This is a genomic window from Rhizobium sp. CB2179, assembly GCF_057653455.1.
Genome location: NZ_JBYGKR010000002.1, coordinates 385614 through 402944, shown reverse-complemented (window position 1 = coordinate 402944; position 17331 = coordinate 385614). Strand labels below are relative to the sequence as shown.

At 63.1% G+C, this 17331-nt stretch carries 16 protein-coding genes; 13 read left to right on the top strand and 3 right to left on the bottom strand.

What is annotated here, in order from left to right:
• Window positions 1-31: 31 nt before the first annotated feature.
• On the bottom strand, window positions 32-1618 hold the full coding sequence (locus tag AC244Q_RS25985; RefSeq protein WP_128406597.1) for an AMP-binding protein: 1587 nt from the start codon (window positions 1616-1618) through the stop codon (window positions 32-34).
• A 199-nt stretch (window positions 1619-1817) separates the two neighbouring features.
• Between AC244Q_RS25985 and AC244Q_RS25980 the strand changes: the two genes are divergently transcribed.
• Together AC244Q_RS25980 and AC244Q_RS25975 are read left to right on the top strand one after the other, a co-directional pair.
• On the top strand, window positions 1818-2303 hold the full coding sequence (locus tag AC244Q_RS25980; RefSeq protein WP_128406598.1) for a MarR family winged helix-turn-helix transcriptional regulator: 486 nt from the start codon (window positions 1818-1820) through the stop codon (window positions 2301-2303).
• Between the two features lie 123 nt (window positions 2304-2426).
• Complete coding sequence (locus AC244Q_RS25975; protein WP_128406599.1) at window positions 2427-3833, top strand: adenylate/guanylate cyclase domain-containing protein; 1407 nt, start codon at window positions 2427-2429, stop codon at window positions 3831-3833.
• Between the two features lie 451 nt (window positions 3834-4284).
• Here AC244Q_RS25975 and AC244Q_RS25970 read toward each other — a convergent pair whose 3' ends face one another.
• Window positions 4285-4854: a hypothetical protein gene (locus AC244Q_RS25970; protein WP_164902315.1), complete on the bottom strand. Its 570-nt coding sequence runs from the start codon at window positions 4852-4854 to the stop codon at window positions 4285-4287.
• On the opposite strand from AC244Q_RS25970, the gene AC244Q_RS25965 reads away from it, so the two are divergent.
• From AC244Q_RS25965 to AC244Q_RS25955, 3 genes are read left to right on the top strand one after another with little or no spacing between them, the layout of a single operon-like run.
• Window positions 4853-5347 carry a PepSY domain-containing protein gene (locus AC244Q_RS25965; RefSeq protein WP_128406601.1) on the top strand — a complete coding sequence of 165 codons (495 nt, stop codon included), beginning with the start codon at window positions 4853-4855 and terminating at the stop codon, window positions 5345-5347. The two genes, AC244Q_RS25970 and AC244Q_RS25965, sit on opposite strands and share 2 nt — an antisense overlap.
• A 4-nt stretch (window positions 5348-5351) precedes the next feature.
• Window positions 5352-6017 carry a response regulator transcription factor gene (locus AC244Q_RS25960; RefSeq protein ID WP_012755258.1) on the top strand — a complete coding sequence of 222 codons (666 nt, stop codon included), beginning with the start codon at window positions 5352-5354 and terminating at the stop codon, window positions 6015-6017.
• Window positions 6014-7354: an ATP-binding protein gene (locus AC244Q_RS25955; protein WP_012755257.1), complete on the top strand. Its 1341-nt coding sequence runs from the start codon at window positions 6014-6016 to the stop codon at window positions 7352-7354. The genes AC244Q_RS25960 and AC244Q_RS25955 overlap by 4 nt, the downstream gene beginning before the upstream one ends.
• Window positions 7355-7595: 241 nt before the next feature.
• Here AC244Q_RS25955 and AC244Q_RS25950 read toward each other — a convergent pair whose 3' ends face one another.
• Window positions 7596-8495 carry a helix-turn-helix transcriptional regulator gene (locus AC244Q_RS25950; protein ID WP_128406602.1) on the bottom strand — a complete coding sequence of 300 codons (900 nt, stop codon included), beginning with the start codon at window positions 8493-8495 and terminating at the stop codon, window positions 7596-7598.
• Window positions 8496-8761: 266 nt separating this feature from the next.
• On the opposite strand from AC244Q_RS25950, the gene AC244Q_RS25945 reads away from it, so the two are divergent.
• From AC244Q_RS25945 to AC244Q_RS25910, 8 genes are all read left to right on the top strand, one after another.
• The gene (locus AC244Q_RS25945) at window positions 8762-10195 is read left to right on the top strand and encodes an aldehyde dehydrogenase (RefSeq protein ID WP_206641082.1); all 1434 of its coding nucleotides are present in this window, start codon (window positions 8762-8764) and stop codon (window positions 10193-10195) included.
• 68 nt (window positions 10196-10263) lie between these two features.
• Window positions 10264-11583: an ABC transporter substrate-binding protein gene (locus AC244Q_RS25940; protein WP_128406603.1), complete on the top strand. Its 1320-nt coding sequence runs from the start codon at window positions 10264-10266 to the stop codon at window positions 11581-11583.
• 6 nt (window positions 11584-11589) lie between these two features.
• Window positions 11590-12345, top strand: coding sequence for an ABC transporter ATP-binding protein (locus AC244Q_RS25935; protein ID WP_206641080.1), 756 nt, complete (start codon window positions 11590-11592; stop codon window positions 12343-12345).
• Window positions 12342-13070, top strand: a complete 729-nt coding sequence (locus AC244Q_RS25930) for an ABC transporter ATP-binding protein (protein ID WP_128406604.1) — start codon at window positions 12342-12344, stop codon at window positions 13068-13070. The genes AC244Q_RS25935 and AC244Q_RS25930 overlap by 4 nt, the downstream gene beginning before the upstream one ends.
• Window positions 13067-13981 (top strand): branched-chain amino acid ABC transporter permease, encoded by a 915-nt coding sequence (locus AC244Q_RS25925; RefSeq protein WP_128406605.1) that lies wholly within the window; start codon window positions 13067-13069, stop codon window positions 13979-13981. The genes AC244Q_RS25930 and AC244Q_RS25925 overlap by 4 nt, the downstream gene beginning before the upstream one ends.
• Window positions 13978-15015, top strand: a complete 1038-nt coding sequence (locus AC244Q_RS25920; RefSeq protein ID WP_128406606.1) for a branched-chain amino acid ABC transporter permease — start codon at window positions 13978-13980, stop codon at window positions 15013-15015. The genes AC244Q_RS25925 and AC244Q_RS25920 overlap by 4 nt, the downstream gene beginning before the upstream one ends.
• A gap of 40 nt (window positions 15016-15055) precedes the next feature.
• Window positions 15056-15841: a coniferyl-alcohol dehydrogenase gene (locus AC244Q_RS25915; protein WP_128406607.1), complete on the top strand. Its 786-nt coding sequence runs from the start codon at window positions 15056-15058 to the stop codon at window positions 15839-15841.
• A 23-nt stretch (window positions 15842-15864) separates the two neighbouring features.
• The gene (locus AC244Q_RS25910; RefSeq protein ID WP_128406608.1) at window positions 15865-17310 is read left to right on the top strand and encodes an aldehyde dehydrogenase; all 1446 of its coding nucleotides are present in this window, start codon (window positions 15865-15867) and stop codon (window positions 17308-17310) included.
• The last annotated feature ends 21 nt before the right edge of the window (window positions 17311-17331 follow it).

Here is a 17331-nt window from a genome sequence, read left to right as displayed (position 1 = left end):
ATGGGTTTCGGCGTGAATGCCGGGGGCCGCGTCACAGGGCCTGTCGTTGAAGGGTTTCGTCAAAATGGAACTGGCGCAGGACATATTTCTGCACCTTGCCGGAGGCGGTGCGGGGAATGGCCTCGACGAAGAGGATGCGCGCCGGACGCTTGAAGGCGGCGAGCCTTGCCGCGCAATGGCGGGCGATCTCATCGCCCGTTGCCACGGCACCCGGCCGCAGCACGACATAGGCGAGGCCGCATTCGCCCCACCGGATGTCGGGAATGCCGACGACCGCGGCATCGAGGATAGCGGGATGACTTGCGAGTGCGGCTTCGACCTCGGCGGGATAAACATTCTCGCCGCCGCTGATGTACATGTCCTTCAGCCGGTCGACGATGCGATAAAAGCCGTTCGCTTCGCGTCGGCCGAGATCGCCGGTGCGGTACCAGCCCTCGGTGAAGGCGGCAGCGGTTTCCTGAGGCTTGTTCCAGTAGCCCGGCGTCACCGCCGGCCCGCGCAGCCAGAGTTCACCGGTCTCGCCGTCGTCAACTTCCCGGCCGTCCTCGCCGACGATGCGAATGTCGAGCAAGGGTGCCGGAAGACCGACGCTGCCGGGATTGTCCTGCACGGCGCGCCGGTCGATCGGTACGTGCAGCACCGTTCCGGCCTCGCTCATGCCGTAACCGTTGACCAGCGCAACGCCGTCGTCGAGATAGCTTTCAATCAGCGCCTGCGTCAGCGGCGCGCCGCCGACGAAGAGCGCATGCAGGCCGGCGAGCGCCGCGGCGCTGTAGGCGGGATCATTGCGCAAGGCGAGCGCGATCTGCGGCACCGCGAAATAATGGGTGACGGCACGCTGCCGGTCGGCAAGGGCTGCGAGTGTGCGCGCCGGCGTGAAGCGGTCGGAGACAACAAGCGTGCCGCCCAGCATCAATGTGGTGCGCGCGACGGCAATCAGCCCGATCGTGTGGAAGAACGGCAGGTCGCACATGGCGACGGATCCCGGCCCGATCTCTCCGACGACGGAAAAATTAATGGCGGCAAAAAAAGCGTTGCGGCGGGTGATGACGACGCCCTTCGGCTGTCCCGTCGTGCCCGAGGTGTAGAGAAGGACGCAGGCTCCATCGGCATCGGCGGACACCGGCGCGGCCGGAAGGCTCGCCTCGATCCGCGCGGCGAGACCGGCCGGGCCGTCGGCCGTCAATATCACTGCCATCTGAGCATCGGCTCCCGCAAGGCTGGCGACGGTTGCCGCAAACTCCTCGTCGTGAACGAGCAGAGCCGGGGCGCAATCGGCAAGGATCGGCCGAAGCTCGGCGGCGTTGAGGCGCCAGTTGAGCGGCACGTAGATGGCGCCGGCACGCTGGCAGGCAAAGGCAAGCACGATCGAATCCATCGAGTTGCGCGCCAGCAAGGCGACACGCGCCCCGTCGCGGCGCGCTCCGAGCACATCGCTGAGGAGGCCGGCGCAGCGGGCGATCCGCGTATCGAGCTCGGCATAGCTGAGCTGCCGGTCGGTGGCGATCTCGAACAGAGCCGGACGGTCCGGTGCGACGCGGGCGCGGTAAAGGATCGGATCATCCGTCACCAGTCCGCAATCCGCCGACGAAGCCATCCCGGAAAAGGAATGCGCCATTTCTCCTCCCATGCCCACCGCTCCCCGCAACAGGCATTCAAATTTGTATGCAACACATACTAATATCTTTTTTCTGTGATGCAAGAGGCGTTCAGCGCAAATCCGATCGTTCGAAGGGGCACAGGGAAATCCGCGGCGCTGATATTGACTAACCTGCTGATTTTGATGGTTATGACCCTGGATGAGGCGAGAACGAACGATGAGCACAAAACCACCGCAGGACGACTTCGACGGCGAAGATGCGCCCGCGACACCGGGCCTCGACGTCGGCCGGCTTGGCGATCTGCTGGGATTTCACCTGCGCATGGCGCATGTCGCAATCTATCGCAACTTCGCCGAAACCATGGAGGAGCTGGCGCTGACGCAGAAGCAGCTGGCGGTGATGGAACTCGTCGCCGGCAATCCGGGCGCATCGCAGATCGACCTTGCCAATACGCTCGGCACCGACCGGGCGACAATGATGGCCCTCGTCAACCGGCTGGCAGCCCGCGACCTGATCGAGCGCCGCCCCTCCGCGGCCGACCGCCGCCGCCAGGAACTTCATCTGACGAAGGCGGGACACGCAATGCTCGCCCAGGCGCGTGCGCTGATCGATAGGCACGAGCAGCGTTTCATCGAGCTGTTTTCGCGCGACGAACTGGATGCGCTACTGGCGGCACTGAAGCGGATATACAAGGGGAACTGAAACCCGCCTTCGCTCGGGAAACAAGCTGCATCCAAGCCTTTAGATTTCTATTGGGTAACCCTCGTGTTATGATCCCCATCCTGGCGTCGTCCGCCGTGGGTCCTGCACACGGAGACTTGTCTCATGAGCGAAGTGGACGTACTTTTTGCCTCCCTGCGACAGGCGGCTGACCCGCAGACGGTCGAGTGCATCGAAAAGGTCGTCACGCATGGCTCGGATCGCGAGCTCAACCGCATCAATGCGCTTGCTTTCGCCGATAAGCACGATCTCGATCAAGAGAAAACCATCGCCGCGTTTCTGCATGCAGCCCGGATAGGCGCATTCGAGATGACCTGGAATGTGCTTTGCCCGGGATGCGGCGGCGTTCTCGACAGCGGCGCAACCCTCAAAACCGTCGTCCACGAGACGTATCATTGCGCGCTCTGCGCGGCCGGATACGAGCCGACTCTCGACGAGATGGTCGAGGTCACGTTCACGGTCAGTCCGCGCGTGCGCAGGATTGCCGGTCACGATCCCGATCGGTTGCCGCCGCTCGAGTACTACCGCCAGATCTTCTTCAGCTCCGGCGTCGACCTGCCTGACGATCTCGAAGCGAGGTTTTCGCGCATCCAGCTGGAGATGATCGAGTTGGCTCCGGGCGAGAAGGCTTTCGTCTCCCTGCAGCTGCCGGCGCAATTCGTCATCATCTTCGATCCGGTGACACACTCGGCGCAGTTCCTCGACGTGCAGGGTGAGCCCACCGACGAACGTCAAAACCTCTCGATGATCATCAGTCGGACGCATGCGCTGAACGAAACGCTGACCCTGCGTCCTGGCTCGCTGCGGCTCACCCTCGAGAACCACACCGATCGCAGGGTGGTGCCGAATGTCTGCATCGCAGGCGACGAGCTGCACGACCTCTTGGGCCGCAGGCGGCCTTTCCTGACAGCCAAGCGTCTGCTGACGAACCAGAGCTTCCGCGACATCTATCGGACCGACACGCTCGACGTCGACCAGCGCCTCAAGATCACCAGCCTGACTTTCCTCTTCACCGATTTGAGGGGCTCGACCGCGCTTTACGAGCGCGTCGGAGATCTTGCCGCTTTCGATCTGGTGCGCGCACATTTCCGGGTTCTTCACGAGATCGTCGCCACAGAGGCCGGAGCGGTCGTCAAGACCATAGGCGATGCCGTGATGGCGACCTTCCCGAGCCCGGACCGCGCGGTGGCGGCGGCACTCAAGATGCGGGAGGCAATGCTTCGGTTAAATGCCGAACACGGCAGCGACGATCTTCTGCTGAAGATCGGCATCCATGAGGGACCATGCCTCGCAGTCAACCTGAACGACCGGCAGGACTACTTCGGCCAGACCGTCAATATCGCCTCCCGCGTCCAGGGCCTTGCCGATCCCAATGTGATCATGACGACGGAGGCGATCGTCGACGATGCCCAAGTTTCAGTGATCCTGCGCGACAGCGGCATCACATCGGCCTCCCGGATGGCGGAGCTTCAGGGCATCGGGCGCGAGGTCAGGATTTTTGCGCTGTCGTGAGCTTGGTCTTCTCTTCGACGTCAAGTGAACTTGAGCAATTTCCGCAAACGGCTGGAAGCGGGGGCAATAAGTCTTCGGCAGCTTCGCGCCTTCAAGTCGGTCGCGGTAGTTTACTGGGCTTTTCCCCGAAAGCAGACATCCGTCTCGTCCGACAGCCCTGGGCCGACAGCGGATAAGTGACCCTGGCTAGAAAGCGCCAAAAACGCTCATCGTCTCAGAGTACTATTCCATTGCTTGACAGGATGCTGACAATCACGCTCAGCGGCTCGTCAGCAGTGGTGTGCAATCCTGTCCGTCTTCAAACATGGATGGAGGAAAGCCAATGTCGACCCCGTTGCAAAAGTTTCTCATAGTGTCTGCAGCCATGATATCCGTGACTGCAATTCCCGCCGTTCTGACCGCAGACAATGCCTTCTCGTCCGCCGCCTATGCGCGCGGTGGCAGCGATGGTTCAGGTGGCGATGACCACGGTGGCGGCAGTGGCAGCGGTAATTCCGGCGGTGACGATCAAGGCGGCCGCAGCGGCGGCGACAAGTCCGGCAACGGCGATCATGGTCATCGTGGCGGCCAGGACGACTCGGCGGATGATCGTGGCGGCCAAAGCGGAGGTGATGATGACCATGGCCGAAAGCATGGACGCGATCACGCCGAGGATGGCAAAAATGGGAACCAGCCGCGCGAAAACAGGTTGCGTCCGGGAGTTGTCCTTAGTGTTTCGCGCGAGAGCCTCGCAGGGCTTCTGAACGGATCGTTGGTTGCCGTTGACCAGCTCGGCAGGCGTCTTGAAATCGAACTCGAAAACGAGCACGGCACCAACGTCGTGAAGGCCGAGGTCCATCGATCCGATGCCGTTCGCAAGCCCGGGCCGATCACGAACGTCAAAGTCGTCGCCCCTTGAGGCGGCGACATGATCAGGCTCGCTGATCGCACTAAACTCCGCCCGCCCCCGCCAGAGTTTAGTTGCTTGTGCCGCCTCGATTATATGTTCACACTGGCAGGCCAGTGAAACCGGGCTGACCATGGCTTCGATCCGCTTTCTATTGTTGGTTCTTTCAATGGCGGCAACGATCGCAGTTGCCGGCATTTCGCTTGCGACGAATGCAACCGCCCATGACGGCGCAAGCTCCTCTAGCAGCGGATCCAGCGGTAGTGGGTCTTCAAATTCGGGGCGCGGCGGAGGAGACGACCACGGGGGAGACGATCGCAGCGGACACGGAGGTGGTGAGGACGATGGCGGGGGCGACGACGGCGGTGGCCAGCAGGGCGACAACCGGGGACGCGGCGGCTCTGACGATTCCGACTACGTCCGCGATGCGGTGAAAGATGGTCGAATTCTTTCGCTCAAATCGGTTCTGCAAAAGATCGAGGCCAAGCGCTACGGCAAGGTGATCGATGTCAGCGTCCGTCGTTTCTTCTTTCGCGACGTCTATCAACTGAAAATCCGCGACGGCACGGGCGCCATTCGGACTTTACGCGTTGACGCGAAGCGGGGCACGCTTCTGGGAGACAATTGAAACAATGCGGATCCTCCTCGCGGAAGATGACAGCGGCATTGCCGGTCACGTCGCCTCCAGTCTGGAGCGTGAAGGATATCGAGTGGATGTGCTTTCGACGGGGCCGGAGGTTTGGGAGCAAGGCGAGACCGAGGATTATGCCGCTATTGTCCTGGACCTTGGATTGCCGGGGTTGGATGGCCTGTCGATTTTGAAGCGTTGGCGCAGCACGGGAGTTGAGACCCCCGTCCTCGTGTTGACCGCGCGTGGATCCTGGATGGAACGCGTCGACGGCTTCGATGCGGGCGCGGACGACTATCTGCCCAAGCCATTCCGAACCGAAGAGCTATCAGCGCGTTTGCGTGCCTTGCTGCGTCGGTCGAGAAAGAACAAGGCCGGCACGAAATCGGCCAACCGGTTCACGCTGGACGAACAGTCCAGGCGGATAACCTTCGACGGGCGCGAACTCGACCTCACTCCTCTCGAGTATCGCATGATGTCCTTGTTCATCGATAATCCCGACGTCGTCTTGAGCCCGATAGAACTGGCCAGCCAGGTACAAGGTCGTGACGACGATGCTGCGAAGAACGCAGTCGAAGCGATGATCGCCCGCCTGCGCAAGAAGACCGACAGCGAGGCGATCGAAACCCGCAGAGGATTCGGCTACGTGCTTCCGGGGAAACGGCCATGATCACATCGCTGCGCTTCAGGCTTGCGGCCGGCGCAGTTGTCGCCGTCGCCGTCGCTTTGGCGCTCGTCTGGCTTGTGCTTGGCCACCTTTTCGAGGAATATTTGGAGGACCAGTATACGCATGAAATGGCCGCCGTGGCCGATGCGCTCGGTGCGCGGCTCGTTGTCGACCAAGGGCTGCTTGCCCTAACCAGCAAGCCTCCCGACCCTCGTTTCGAGAATCCAATAGGTGGGCGCTACTGGCAGATTTCTCCGGCCGGCGATCAGCCTCCAATTCGTTCGCGCTCCCTGTGGGACGAACAACTCTCGCAAGATGCCTTCGCCAAGGAGCTTTATTGCGGTTTCCTTCAGGCCGAGGGTCCCGACGGCAGCCCTATTCTGGTGTCGATCAAGGACATGTCGATCGGCGAGGGCACAAATAAAAGGCAATTCAAAGTATATGCGGCTTTCTCCAAGGAGGAAATGGAAGCGGCACTTGAGACCTACCATCGCCCACTCAGATTGATGTTGCTGGCAACGGGGTTGCTTCTGTTGCTCGCAGCCTTTCTGCAGGGATTGATCGGCTTGAAACCCCTCGCCCGTCTCCAGCGGGAGGTGGCTGATGTTCGAGCCGGCCGCAGAGCCCATATCACCGCGAAAGGACCGAGCGAGGTCAATCCGCTCGTGAACGAGATCAATCTTCTGCTTAATGAGCGCGAAACCGCCGTAGAGCGCGCGCGAGCACGCGCAAGCGACCTGGCCCATGGATTGAAGACGCCGCTGACAGTCCTTTCCCATCTGGTCGAAGGGCTGCCGCAGGACCGGCGCGATACCGCCTTAAAGCAAATCGAACTCGTTCGCCAACGCGCAGATCGCCAGTTACAGGCCGCGAGAATGGGGGTGGAGCAAATGGCGACCACCTCCGTGCTTGGGATCGCCGGAAAGCTGGTCAACGTCCTTTCGCCGATGACCGACAGCAAGGGGATCGATTGGACCATCGATATCGACTCGGGAATGACCGTTCAGGCAGATCCGGCCGATGTTGCGGAGGCGATCGGCAATATCCTGGACAACGCCGTGCGATTCGCACACCGGCGAATATCGCTTTCCGCCTCGAACGACGGACAGAGGGTGATCGTTCGTATCGGCGACGATGGACCCGGCGTCGACACAAGGCAGCACAAGAGCATGCTGAAGCGCGGTGAGACGGATGCGGATTTCGGTCATGGCCTCGGCCTGGCGATATCAAGCGATATCGCTGCAGCCTATGGAGGTGAACTGAAGTTCGGGCAATCGCCTCTTGGCGGTTTGGAGGCTAGGTTGAGCTTGCCGGCACGAAGCCTTGAGACGGCCGGCTAGGTCCGTCACCCGCCCTAATCCGCTTTGGGCCGATCTCCGATCTAACCCAACAGGTTGAACGTCCGCTGTAATCTTGCCGCTGCTGAAGGCTGCTGGTCCGCTGTCGGCCCAAATCGGTCAATCCTTCACGCCGGGGCAACAACTGCTCCTGGCGCATTGCAGTCCTACTGCGGCTTGGGATTCCGGCAGCATGATGTGTGACTCAAGATTGGCAAGCTATTACTTTGATCAATGCCTGAGCCTAGGGCCAGTCGGCATAGCCCGAGGACAGCATGCTGTTTTCCGAACCGGCCGAAGCGCGGGCGATCTCGCGGTAGCCGGCGGGTGAAAGTCCGGTCTTGCGCTTGAAGAAATGGCTGAAATAGGTCGGGTCGCGAAAGCCGAGGCTGTCGGAGATTTCCTGGATATTGCGGGCTGATCGCTCCAATCTGAGCTTTGCCTCCTGCACCACGCGCTCATGCAGGAGCTGGATCGGCGAGCGGCCGAGCGCCCTTTGGCAGGTGGAATGCAGCCGGTCGGCCGTGACGCCCAGCTCCGCGGCATAATCGCTGATCGGCCGGTGCTGGCGGAAGCCGGCCTCGACCAGTTGCCGATATCTCTGCAGGATCGATCCCACTTCGCCCTGCCCGCGCTGCTCGTTTCTTTCGCTATCGGAACCGCGCCAAAGCGCCATCAGGATGAGCCTGATATAGGCGGATGCGACCATCCAGGAGGAGCGGGAGGGATCGCCGAGTTCCCGCACGAAGCCGGAGATCAGCGGACTGATTTCGGTAACCGTCAAGGGATCCAGTGCCTCGACCAGCTTGCGCTGTTCGGTGAAGATGCGCAGCGAATAGGATTCCACCTTGTCGCCGATCGCATCGACCATGATCTGCGGCGAAGCGCCGACCAGATGAGCCGCGGTTCCGGCTGATATCGACAGGTCGCATCGCGCCTGTGGCGGCAGGAAGGCAAGCAGCGGCCCGTGCAGCGGCCGATGTTCGCCATTGTCGAAGTGAAGTTCCCCACTCCCCTCGCCGAGCAGAAGGAAATGGTGGAAATCGGCATACAGTCCTTTTTGGAAACGGATGCGCCGGTGCGACAGTGACGGCCCGTGCCACTCGCCCCTGGCATAGTGATGAATCCCTCCGTCCGTTGCCAACGCTTTTCCTCCATTCCCGCATCAAACAATGCTGATATCACCGGATAATTACAATATTAACCCAATAAATCGCATTCCATCCGTGCCAGATCGGCGTAACCTTTTCTCCATCAGCCTTTGGGAGGAGGCACTTCAACAGATGCAGGAACGGTCAGGCGGCCCTCGTGGCGCCGCGTCCGCTCGTTTTCTCCCATGGCAACAATGCGAGCGTCATCACGTGGAAGCAACGCGTGGGGAATGGTGGAACGGTGTTTTCGGCAAAGCTGATGATCAACAACGAGGCGATGGATGCTTCCGAAGGGGGCACCTTCGAACGCAGCGATCCGTTGACCGGCGATGTCGCAACGATCGCCTCGGCAGGATCCGTTACCGACATGACGAGGGCAGCCAATGCGGCAGCAGCGGCCTTTCCGAACTGGTCGCAGACCGGCCCGGGCGAACGACGCAGGCTCCTGAATGCCGCCGCCGACATCCTGGAGGCCCGCACCCCCGAACTCGTTGCCGCCATGACCGGCGAAACCGGCGCCACCGCGCAATGGGCGGCGATCAATTGCGGGCTCGGCGCGGATATTCTTCGCGAGGCTGCGGCGATGACCACGCAAATATCCGGCGAGATCATTCCCTCCGCCATTCCGGGAAGCCTTGCCATGGCGGTCCGCCAGCCGGCAGGCGTCTGCGTCGGCATTGCCCCCTGGAATGCGCCAATTATCCTAGGCACCCGCGCCGTCGCCATGCCGCTTGCCTGCGGCAACACCGTCGTCCTCAAGGCGTCAGAACTTTGCCCGAAGACCCATGGCCTGATCGGCGACATCCTGTGTGATGCCGGCTTTCCGCGCGGCGTCGTCAATGTCGTCTCCAATGCGCCGAGCGATGCCGCCGCCGTCGTCGATGCGCTGATTGCCCATCCGGCCGTGCGCCGCATCAACTTCACCGGCTCCACCCGCGTCGGCAGGATCATTGCCGAATCCGCGGCAAGGCATCTCAAGCGCTGCCTGCTCGAACTCGGCGGCAAGGCGCCGTTCGTCGTCCTTGCCGATGCCGATATCGATGAGGCGGTGCGTGCGGCGGCCTTCGGCGCCTTCATGAACCAGGGCCAGATCTGCATGTCCACCGAGCGGATCATCCTCATGGACGAGATCGCCGACGGCTTCGTCGGCAAATTCCGGACGAAAGCCGCAACCCTCGTCGCCGGCAATCCCAAGGACGGCAACACGCCGCTCGGCACGCTGATCAACACTGAGGCCATCAGGCGTGTCCGGTCGCTCGTCGATGATGCCCTGCAAAAGGGCGCTGTCCTCGTCTGCGGCGGCCAGGTCAACGGCACGCTGATGGACGCGACCGTCATCGATCACGTGACGCCTGCCATGCGCATCTACCGCGAGGAGAGCTTCGGGCCGGTCGCGGCGATCGTCCGGGTCGGCAGCGTCGACGAGGCCGTCACGGTTGCCAACGACAACGAATACGGGCTGTCGGCCGCCGTTTTCAGCGCCGACGTCAATGCAGCGCTTGCCGTTGCCATGCGGCTCGAATCCGGCATCTGCCACATCAACGAGGCGACCGTTTCCGACGAGCCGCAAATGCCGTTCGGCGGCGTCAAATCAAGCGGCTACGGCCGCTTCGGCGGCAAGGCCGCGATCGACGAATTCACCGAGCTCAGATGGATCACCATGGCCTCGGGAAAACGGCACTACCCGATCTGAATTGAGATCGGCCGACATGAACAATGGGAACGGGCTGGGAGGCCCGATCAAGAGGGAGGAATGATTTCATGAACGGCATTTTCCGCGACGGCAAATTCAACGCGGCATCGCTGAGCCGCCGCTCTTTCATCGCATCGACCGTGGCGGGTGGTGCGGCGCTGGCGCTTTCCGGCCGCACGGCCTTTGCTCAAAGCGGTGATACGTTGAAGGTCGGCTTCATCAGCCCGCGCACCGGCCCTCTCGGCGGCTTCGGTGAGACGGACGGCTACGTGCTCGAACTGGCGCGCAAGGCGCTGGCGAACGGCCTGCAGGCGGGCGGCAAGACTTGGAAGGTTGAGATCCTCGACCAGGACACCCAATCCGATCCCTCGCGCGCCGGCCAGCTGGCGAAGGACCTGATCAACAACCAGGCGATCGACCTGATGCTTGCCGTCTCGACGCCCGAAACCATCAATCCCGTGGCTGACGCATGCGAAGCAGCCGGCATTCCCTGCCTCTCGACGGTCATGCCCTGGGAAGCCTGGTATTTCGGCCGCGGCGCCAAGCCGGGCGCGCCCTCGCCGTTCAAGTGGACCTATCATTTCGGCTTCGGTGTCGAAGAGTTCCACAAGGCCTATGTTTCGCAGTGGAACCTGATCGAGACCAACAAGAAGGTCGGCGTCATGTATCCGAACGACGCCGACGGCAATGCGATCCGCACCCATCTGGCGCCGGCGCTCGCCAAGGCCGGCTTCACCATCGTCGATCCCGGAGCCTATGAAACCGGAACCACCGACTTTACCGCGCAGATCGCTCTCTTCAGGCAGGAGGGCGTGGAGATCTTCAACTCGTTCCCGATCCCGCCCGACTTCGCCGCCTTCTGGCGTCAGGCCGCGCAGCAGGGCCTCACCCAGCAGATCAAGATCTGCCAGATCGCCAAGACCGGCCTGTTTCCGTCCGACATCGAGGCGCTCGGCGACCTCGGCCTGAACATCGGCAGCGCCGCCTACTGGCACAAGGCCTTCCCCTATAAATCCACGCTGACCGGCGTCTCCGGAACCGAACTCGCCGACGGCTATGAAACGGCAAGCGGCAAGCAGTGGACGCAGCAGCTCGGCGCCAGCCTTGCGCTTCTCGACGCCGGCTTCGATGCGCTGAAGGCGAGCACCGACGTCAAGAGCAAGGAGGCTGTGGCCAAGGCGATCAGCACGCTGAAGACCACGACCATCACCGGCAAGGTCGACTTCACCAGCGGCCCCGTCGCCAACGTCTCTCCCGGACCGATCATCGGCACGCAATGGGTGAAAGCGCCGGAGGGCTCGAAGTTCGCGCTCGACTATGTCGTCACCGAAAACGCCACCGACCCCAATGTCCCGGTCGGCGCCAAGCTCACCGCCTATAACGGGTAACTCACAGTGCTGCAGCGGGAAGCTCAAACACGGCCGGGGGGAGCCTTTCTCTCGGCCAAGGGGATCCACAAGCGGTTCGGCGCGCTGGTGGTGCTGGAGAATCTTGATTTTTCCATGGGCGATGGCGAGGCGATCGGCATTGTCGGGCCGAACGGCGCCGGCAAGACGACCCTGCTCAGCGTGCTCGCCGGCGCCTTCCCGCCGAGTGAGGGAAGCATCACCTTCGACGGCATCGACGTCACGCGCCGGACGGCGGCGGAACGCTGCCGCTCCGGGCTCGTCCGGACCCATCAGATTCCCAAGCCTTTCGGCGGCATGACCACCTTCGAAAATGTCTTCGTCGCCGCATCGCACGGCAATGCCGCAAGCCGCGACGAGGCCTATGAGCGCGTGGTGGATTCGCTTTCGCTCTGCGGCATGCTTGGAGTCGCCAACCGCCCGGCCGACACGCTTGGCCTGCTCGATCGCAAACGGCTGGAGCTTGCCCGTGCGCTTGCCACGCAGCCAAGGTTGATGCTGCTCGACGAGATCGGCGGCGGCCTGACCGATGGCGAGGCGAGCGAACTCGTCGAAACCATCCTCGAATTGCGCCGCCGCGGCATCGGCATCGTCTGGATCGAGCATATCGTTCATATCCTCCTGCAGGTGGCGGAGCGGCTGATCTGCATGGACGCCGGCAGGATCATCGCCGATGGCGAACCGAAAACGGTCATGAGCGATGCGGAGGTGGTCAAGGCCTATCTCGGAGGGACACCTGCATGAGCCTTCTCTCCATCCGCGACCTCGACGTCCGCCACGGCCTGCTTCAGGCGGTGCGCGGCGTCAGCTTCGATCTTGCCAGGGGCGAGGTGCTGGCGCTGGTCGGCGCAAATGGCGCCGGCAAGACGACGCTGCTCAGATCGATCGCCGGCGCTCATCTGCCATTCTCCGGCCGCGTCCTTCTCGACGACGAAGATCTGGCCGCCGTCCCCTCCCACAAACGGATCGCCAAGGGCATCGCCCTCGTTCCGGAAGGCCGGCGCCTGTTTTCGCAGATGACGGTGGAGGAAAACCTGCTTCTCGGAAAGAGCTCCGGCCGCAAGGGCGAGTGGAACATCGACCGGGTCCTCGACGCCTTCCCGAACCTGAAACCGCGCCGTCACGCCAAGACGGGACATCTCTCAGGCGGAGAACAGCAGGCGACCGCCATCGGCCGGGCGCTGATGAGCAATCCCGATATTCTTCTCCTGGACGAGGTCTCGCTCGGGCTTTCGCCTCTGGTCGTCGACCGCGTCTACGTCCAGCTGCACGCCTTGCTCACCTCGGGAACGACCATCGTGCTCGTCGAGCAGGATCTCGCCCGCGCCATGAGCGTCGCAAGCCGTGTCATCTGCATGCTGGAAGGACGCATCGTCCTCGACCGGCCGGCTGCGGCCGTCACGCGCGAGCACGTCACCCAGGCCTATTTCGGATTGCACCGGGCAGCCGGCGAAAGGAGCGCATCGTGATCAACACCCTGCTCCAGGGCATTCTGCTCGGCGGCTACTACGCCGTCATCGCCTGCGGCCTGTCCTTCATGTTCTCAGTGATGCGGATCATCAATCTCGCGCATGGCAGCCTCGCGGTCGCAGCCGCTTACGGGTTGTGGCTGCTGGCCGCCAAAGCCGGCATTTTACCTTTCGCCGGCCTGCTGATCGTGCTGCCCATCATGGCGGCGGCCGGCTGGCTGTTGCAGCGCTTCATTCTGGAGCGCAGCGCCCGCGGCGGCACGCTCCTGCCGATTCTCACGACCTTCGGCTTGTCGATCGTCATCGACAACCTGCTGTTCGAGCAGTTCGGCGCCGACACCCGCTCGCTCGCGCCCTTCATCGGCAACCTGTCCTATGCCTCCTGGCAACTGCCGGGCCACATCTACGTCGGCAAGCTTGCCGTCCTGATGATGGTGACGGCAGTCCTCGTTCTCGGCGGGCTGCAGTTCTTCCTGAGCCGCTTTGCGCTTGGCCGCGCGATCCGCGCCACGGCGGAAGATCCCGATACGGCGGGGCTGGTCGGCATCGATGCCCGCAGGGTAAACGCCGTTGCCACCGCGATCACCATGGTCACGGTCGGCATCGCCGGTGCTTTTCTCGGGATGCGGGCAACTTTCAGCGCCTATTCCGGCGGCCCGCAGCTTCTCTTCGCCTTCGAGGCGGCCGTCATCGGCGGAGCGGGATCGTTATGGGGCACACTTGCCGGCGGCATCGTTCTCGGTCTTGCCCAATCGCTCGGCGCGCAGTTGCATCCGCAAGGCTTCCTGATCGGCGGCCATGCCGTGTTCCTGCTGGTGCTTTTCGTCAGGCTATCCCGGTTCGGCATGCCGGTTCTCGACAAATTCGGCGCCTCTCTCAAACTGCGCATCCGTCTCCGGAGCCCGACATGAGCCCCAACGCGACCCTTGCCTCCACCGGAATATCGATTGAGCGCTGGACGAAGTCGTCGCGGGTGGCGCTCGGCTGCATGGCCGCGGTGCTCGCCCTGCTGATGTTTGCCCCCGTTGTCCTCGGCGCCGGCGCGATCGACCGGATGACGGCCCTGTTCATCTACGTGATCCTTGCCGCCATGTGGAATGCCCTTGCCGGTTTCGGCGGGCTGGTCTCGGTCGGCCAGCAGGTGTTCTTCGGCCTCGGCGCCTATTTCACCATCCGCCTGGCGGATGCGGGGCTCAATCCCTTCGTCTCGCTCTTTGCCGCCGCGGTCGTGACCGGCGCGCTGTCGATACCGCTTTCGCTGTTCATGCTGCGCCTGAAGGGCGGCGAGTTCGCAATCGGCATGTGGGTGATAGCGGAACTCGCCCACCTGCTCGTCAACCTCGACCGGCTAATCCAGGGGGAAACCGGCACCTCGCTGATCTCGCTCAACGTCTATGATGGCGCGACGCGGCGGGCAACGATCTACTGGCTCGCCTTGATAGCCATGGCCGCCCTGCTCGGTGCTCTCTTTATCCTGATGCGCAGCCGCGCCGGTGCGGCCATGCAGGCGATCCGCGACAATGAGGAGGCGGCAACCTCGGTCGGCGTGCGGGTGATCGCGACCAAGAGGCTGCTCTTCGTGCTCGCCGCCTTCGGCATCGCCGTCGCTGGAGGCCTGTGGCTGGCGACCGCCACGACCTTCCAGCCGAAGACCTATTTCAGCGTCCAATGGACGGCCTACATGATCTTCATGGTGCTGGTCGGCGGGATCGGCAAGTTCGAAGGCGCGATCCTCGGCGCCATCCTGTTCTTCGTGATCGAGACCGTCTTCGGTTCAGCCGGCGTCTGGTACCTGATCGGCCTCGGCGCCACCGCCCTGATTTTCTCGCTCTACCTGCCGCGCGGCCTTTGGGGCGAAATCGAGCGCCGCTTCGATTTTCAACTTCTGCCGGTCGGCTACCGGCTGAAATTGCCGGGTCCGCATAAAATCAAATGGGAAGAATGAGCCGGCTTGTTTCCGGACTCTCTTGCGAAAGGTGACCTTCATGCTTTTTGGTAAAACAATCCTGGTGACCGGCGTCGCTTCCGGCATCGGCGCCCGCACGGCGGCGCTGGCCGGCCAGATGGGCGCTGAGGTCATCGGCGTCGATGTGCGCGAGCCAGCGGGTGGAAGTGCCGCCTTTATCAAGGGCGATCTGTCCATGGCATCAGGCGTTGCCGAGATCGTCGCGCAGCTTCCGGTGCGCCTCGATGCGCTCGCCAATGTCGCCGGCCTTTCCGGCAACACCGGCGTCGTCTCGACGCTCGCCGTCAATTTCTACGGCCTCCGCGCCCTGTCCGAAGCCGTGGCACCCCGCCTGCGCGAAGGCGGCGCCATCGTCAACGTCGCCTCGATCGCCGGCTACGGCTGGCGCGCCAACCTCGAGCGGGCAAAGTCGCTGTCATCAATCGAAGGCTTTCCCGAGGTGGCGGCGGTTGTCGCCGAACACGGCCTCAAGGACGAGGAAGGCTACCCGCTCTCCAAGGAGCTGCTGCTGCTCTGGACCATGCGGGCAGCCCATCAGCCGCTGTTCAAAAACCGCGGCATCCGGGTCAATGCGGTCAGCCCCGGACCGGTGGAAACGCCGATCCTCAAGCAGTTCCGCGCCGTGCTCGGCGACGCCAAAGTCGATAGCGACATCACCCGCGTCGGCCGCGCCGGCACATCCGCCGATATTGCGCCGCCGGTGCTCTTCCTCTGCTCGGATGGCGCACGCTGGATCAACGGCGCCAACATTGCCGTCGACGGCGGCCTCGAAGCTTCCATCAACGCCGAAGTCCTCGGCTTCTAGTTCTTGTCCCCTGGAGACCTCCGATGAATATTTCCCTCCTCATAAACGGCGCCGACCGCGCGGCCTCCGGCGGCCGGACCTTTGATCGCATCGATCCCTTCACCGAGAAGCTCGCAAGCCGCGCCGCCGCGGCAAGCCTGGAGGATGCGGCCGCTGCCGTCGAAGCCGCCGCCGCTGCCTTCGGCGCCTGGTCGAAGACCGGCCCCGGCCAGCGCCGCGCGATCCTGATGAAGGCTGCCGATATCATGGATTCCAAAGTCGGCGAGTTTACCCGGCTGATGATCGAGGAGACCGGCTCAACCGCACCCTGGGCCGGCTTCAATGTCATGCTCGCCGCCAACATCCTGCGCGAGGCCGGCGCCATGACGACGCAGATATCAGGCGAAATCATCCCTTCCGACAAACCCGGCACGCTCGCCATGGGTGTTCGCCAGGCCGCCGGCGTCTGCCTGGCGATCGCTCCCTGGAACGCGCCGGTCATTCTCGCCACCCGCGCCATCGCCATGCCGATCGCCTGCGGCAATACCCTCGTGCTCAAGGCATCCGAACAATGCCCCGGCACGCACCGGCTGATTGCCACAGTGCTGACCGAAGCCGGCCTGCCGGCCGGCGTCATCAACGTCCTCACCAACGCGCCGGAAGATGCGCCCGAGATCGTCGCCGCGCTGATTGCCCATCCGGCCGTCAAGCGCGTGAACTTCACCGGGTCGACCAAGGTCGGCAAGATCATCGCCGAGACCTGCGGCAGGTATCTCAAACCCGCCCTTCTTGAGCTCGGCGGCAAGGCGCCGCTTGTTATCCTCGACGACGCCGATATCGACGGTGCCGTCAACGCCGCCATTTTCGGCGCCTTCATGCATCAGGGCCAGATCTGCATGTCGACGGAGCGGATCATCGTCGACGAGACGATCGCCGATCAGTTCGTCGCCAAACTGGCCGCCCGCGCCAGCCAGCTGCCGGCCGGCGACCCACGTGGCCATGTCGTTCTCGGCTCGTTGATCAGCCTCGATGCGGCGAAGAAAATGGAGGAGCTGATTGCCGATGCGACGGCCAAGGGGGCAAAACTCGTGGCCGGCGGCAAGCGCTCCGGCACCGTGGTCGAGGCGACGCTGCTCGATCACGTCACGCCCGAGATGCGAGTCTATGCGGAAGAATCCTTCGGCCCCGTGAAGCCGATCATTCGCGTTACCAGTGAGGAAGAAGCCATCCGCATCGCCAACGACACCGAATACGGCCTGTCATCCGCCGTCTTCAGCCGCAATGTCCAGCGGGCAATGGCGGTTGCGGCGCGGATCGAATCCGGCATCTGCCACATCAATGGCCCGACGGTAAACGACGAGGCGCAAATGCCCTTCGGCGGCGTCAAGGGCAGCGGCTACGGCCGCTTCGGCGGCAAGGCGGCGATCGCCGAATTCACCGACCTGCGCTGGATCACGGTCGAGGATTCCGCCCAGCACTATCCCTTCTGACCTCGACAGCGGCGAAGGGCA

Excerpts from the sequence above, each read along its gene's own strand:
- AC244Q_RS25980 (WP_128406598.1), top strand. The coding sequence starts at position 1,818 with ATGAGCACAAAACCACCGCAGGACGACTTCGACGGCGAAGATGCGCCC.
- AC244Q_RS25975 (WP_128406599.1), top strand. The coding sequence starts at position 2,427 with ATGAGCGAAGTGGACGTACTTTTTGCCTCCCTGCGACAGGCGGCTGAC.
- AC244Q_RS25915 (WP_128406607.1), top strand. The coding sequence starts at position 15,056 with ATGCTTTTTGGTAAAACAATCCTGGTGACCGGCGTCGCTTCCGGCATC.
- AC244Q_RS25960 (WP_012755258.1), top strand. The coding sequence starts at position 5,352 with ATGCGGATCCTCCTCGCGGAAGATGACAGCGGCATTGCCGGTCACGTC.
- AC244Q_RS25965 (WP_128406601.1), top strand. The coding sequence starts at position 4,853 with ATGGCTTCGATCCGCTTTCTATTGTTGGTTCTTTCAATGGCGGCAACG.
- AC244Q_RS25930 (WP_128406604.1), top strand. The coding sequence starts at position 12,342 with ATGAGCCTTCTCTCCATCCGCGACCTCGACGTCCGCCACGGCCTGCTT.
- AC244Q_RS25970 (WP_164902315.1), bottom strand. The coding sequence starts at position 4,854 with ATGGTCAGCCCGGTTTCACTGGCCTGCCAGTGTGAACATATAATCGAG.
- AC244Q_RS25955 (WP_012755257.1), top strand. The coding sequence starts at position 6,014 with ATGATCACATCGCTGCGCTTCAGGCTTGCGGCCGGCGCAGTTGTCGCC.
- AC244Q_RS25945 (WP_206641082.1), top strand. The coding sequence starts at position 8,762 with ATGATCAACAACGAGGCGATGGATGCTTCCGAAGGGGGCACCTTCGAA.
- AC244Q_RS25940 (WP_128406603.1), top strand. The coding sequence starts at position 10,264 with ATGAACGGCATTTTCCGCGACGGCAAATTCAACGCGGCATCGCTGAGC.
- AC244Q_RS25920 (WP_128406606.1), top strand. The coding sequence starts at position 13,978 with ATGAGCCCCAACGCGACCCTTGCCTCCACCGGAATATCGATTGAGCGC.
- AC244Q_RS25910 (WP_128406608.1), top strand. The coding sequence starts at position 15,865 with ATGAATATTTCCCTCCTCATAAACGGCGCCGACCGCGCGGCCTCCGGC.
- AC244Q_RS25985 (WP_128406597.1), bottom strand. The coding sequence starts at position 1,618 with ATGGCGCATTCCTTTTCCGGGATGGCTTCGTCGGCGGATTGCGGACTG.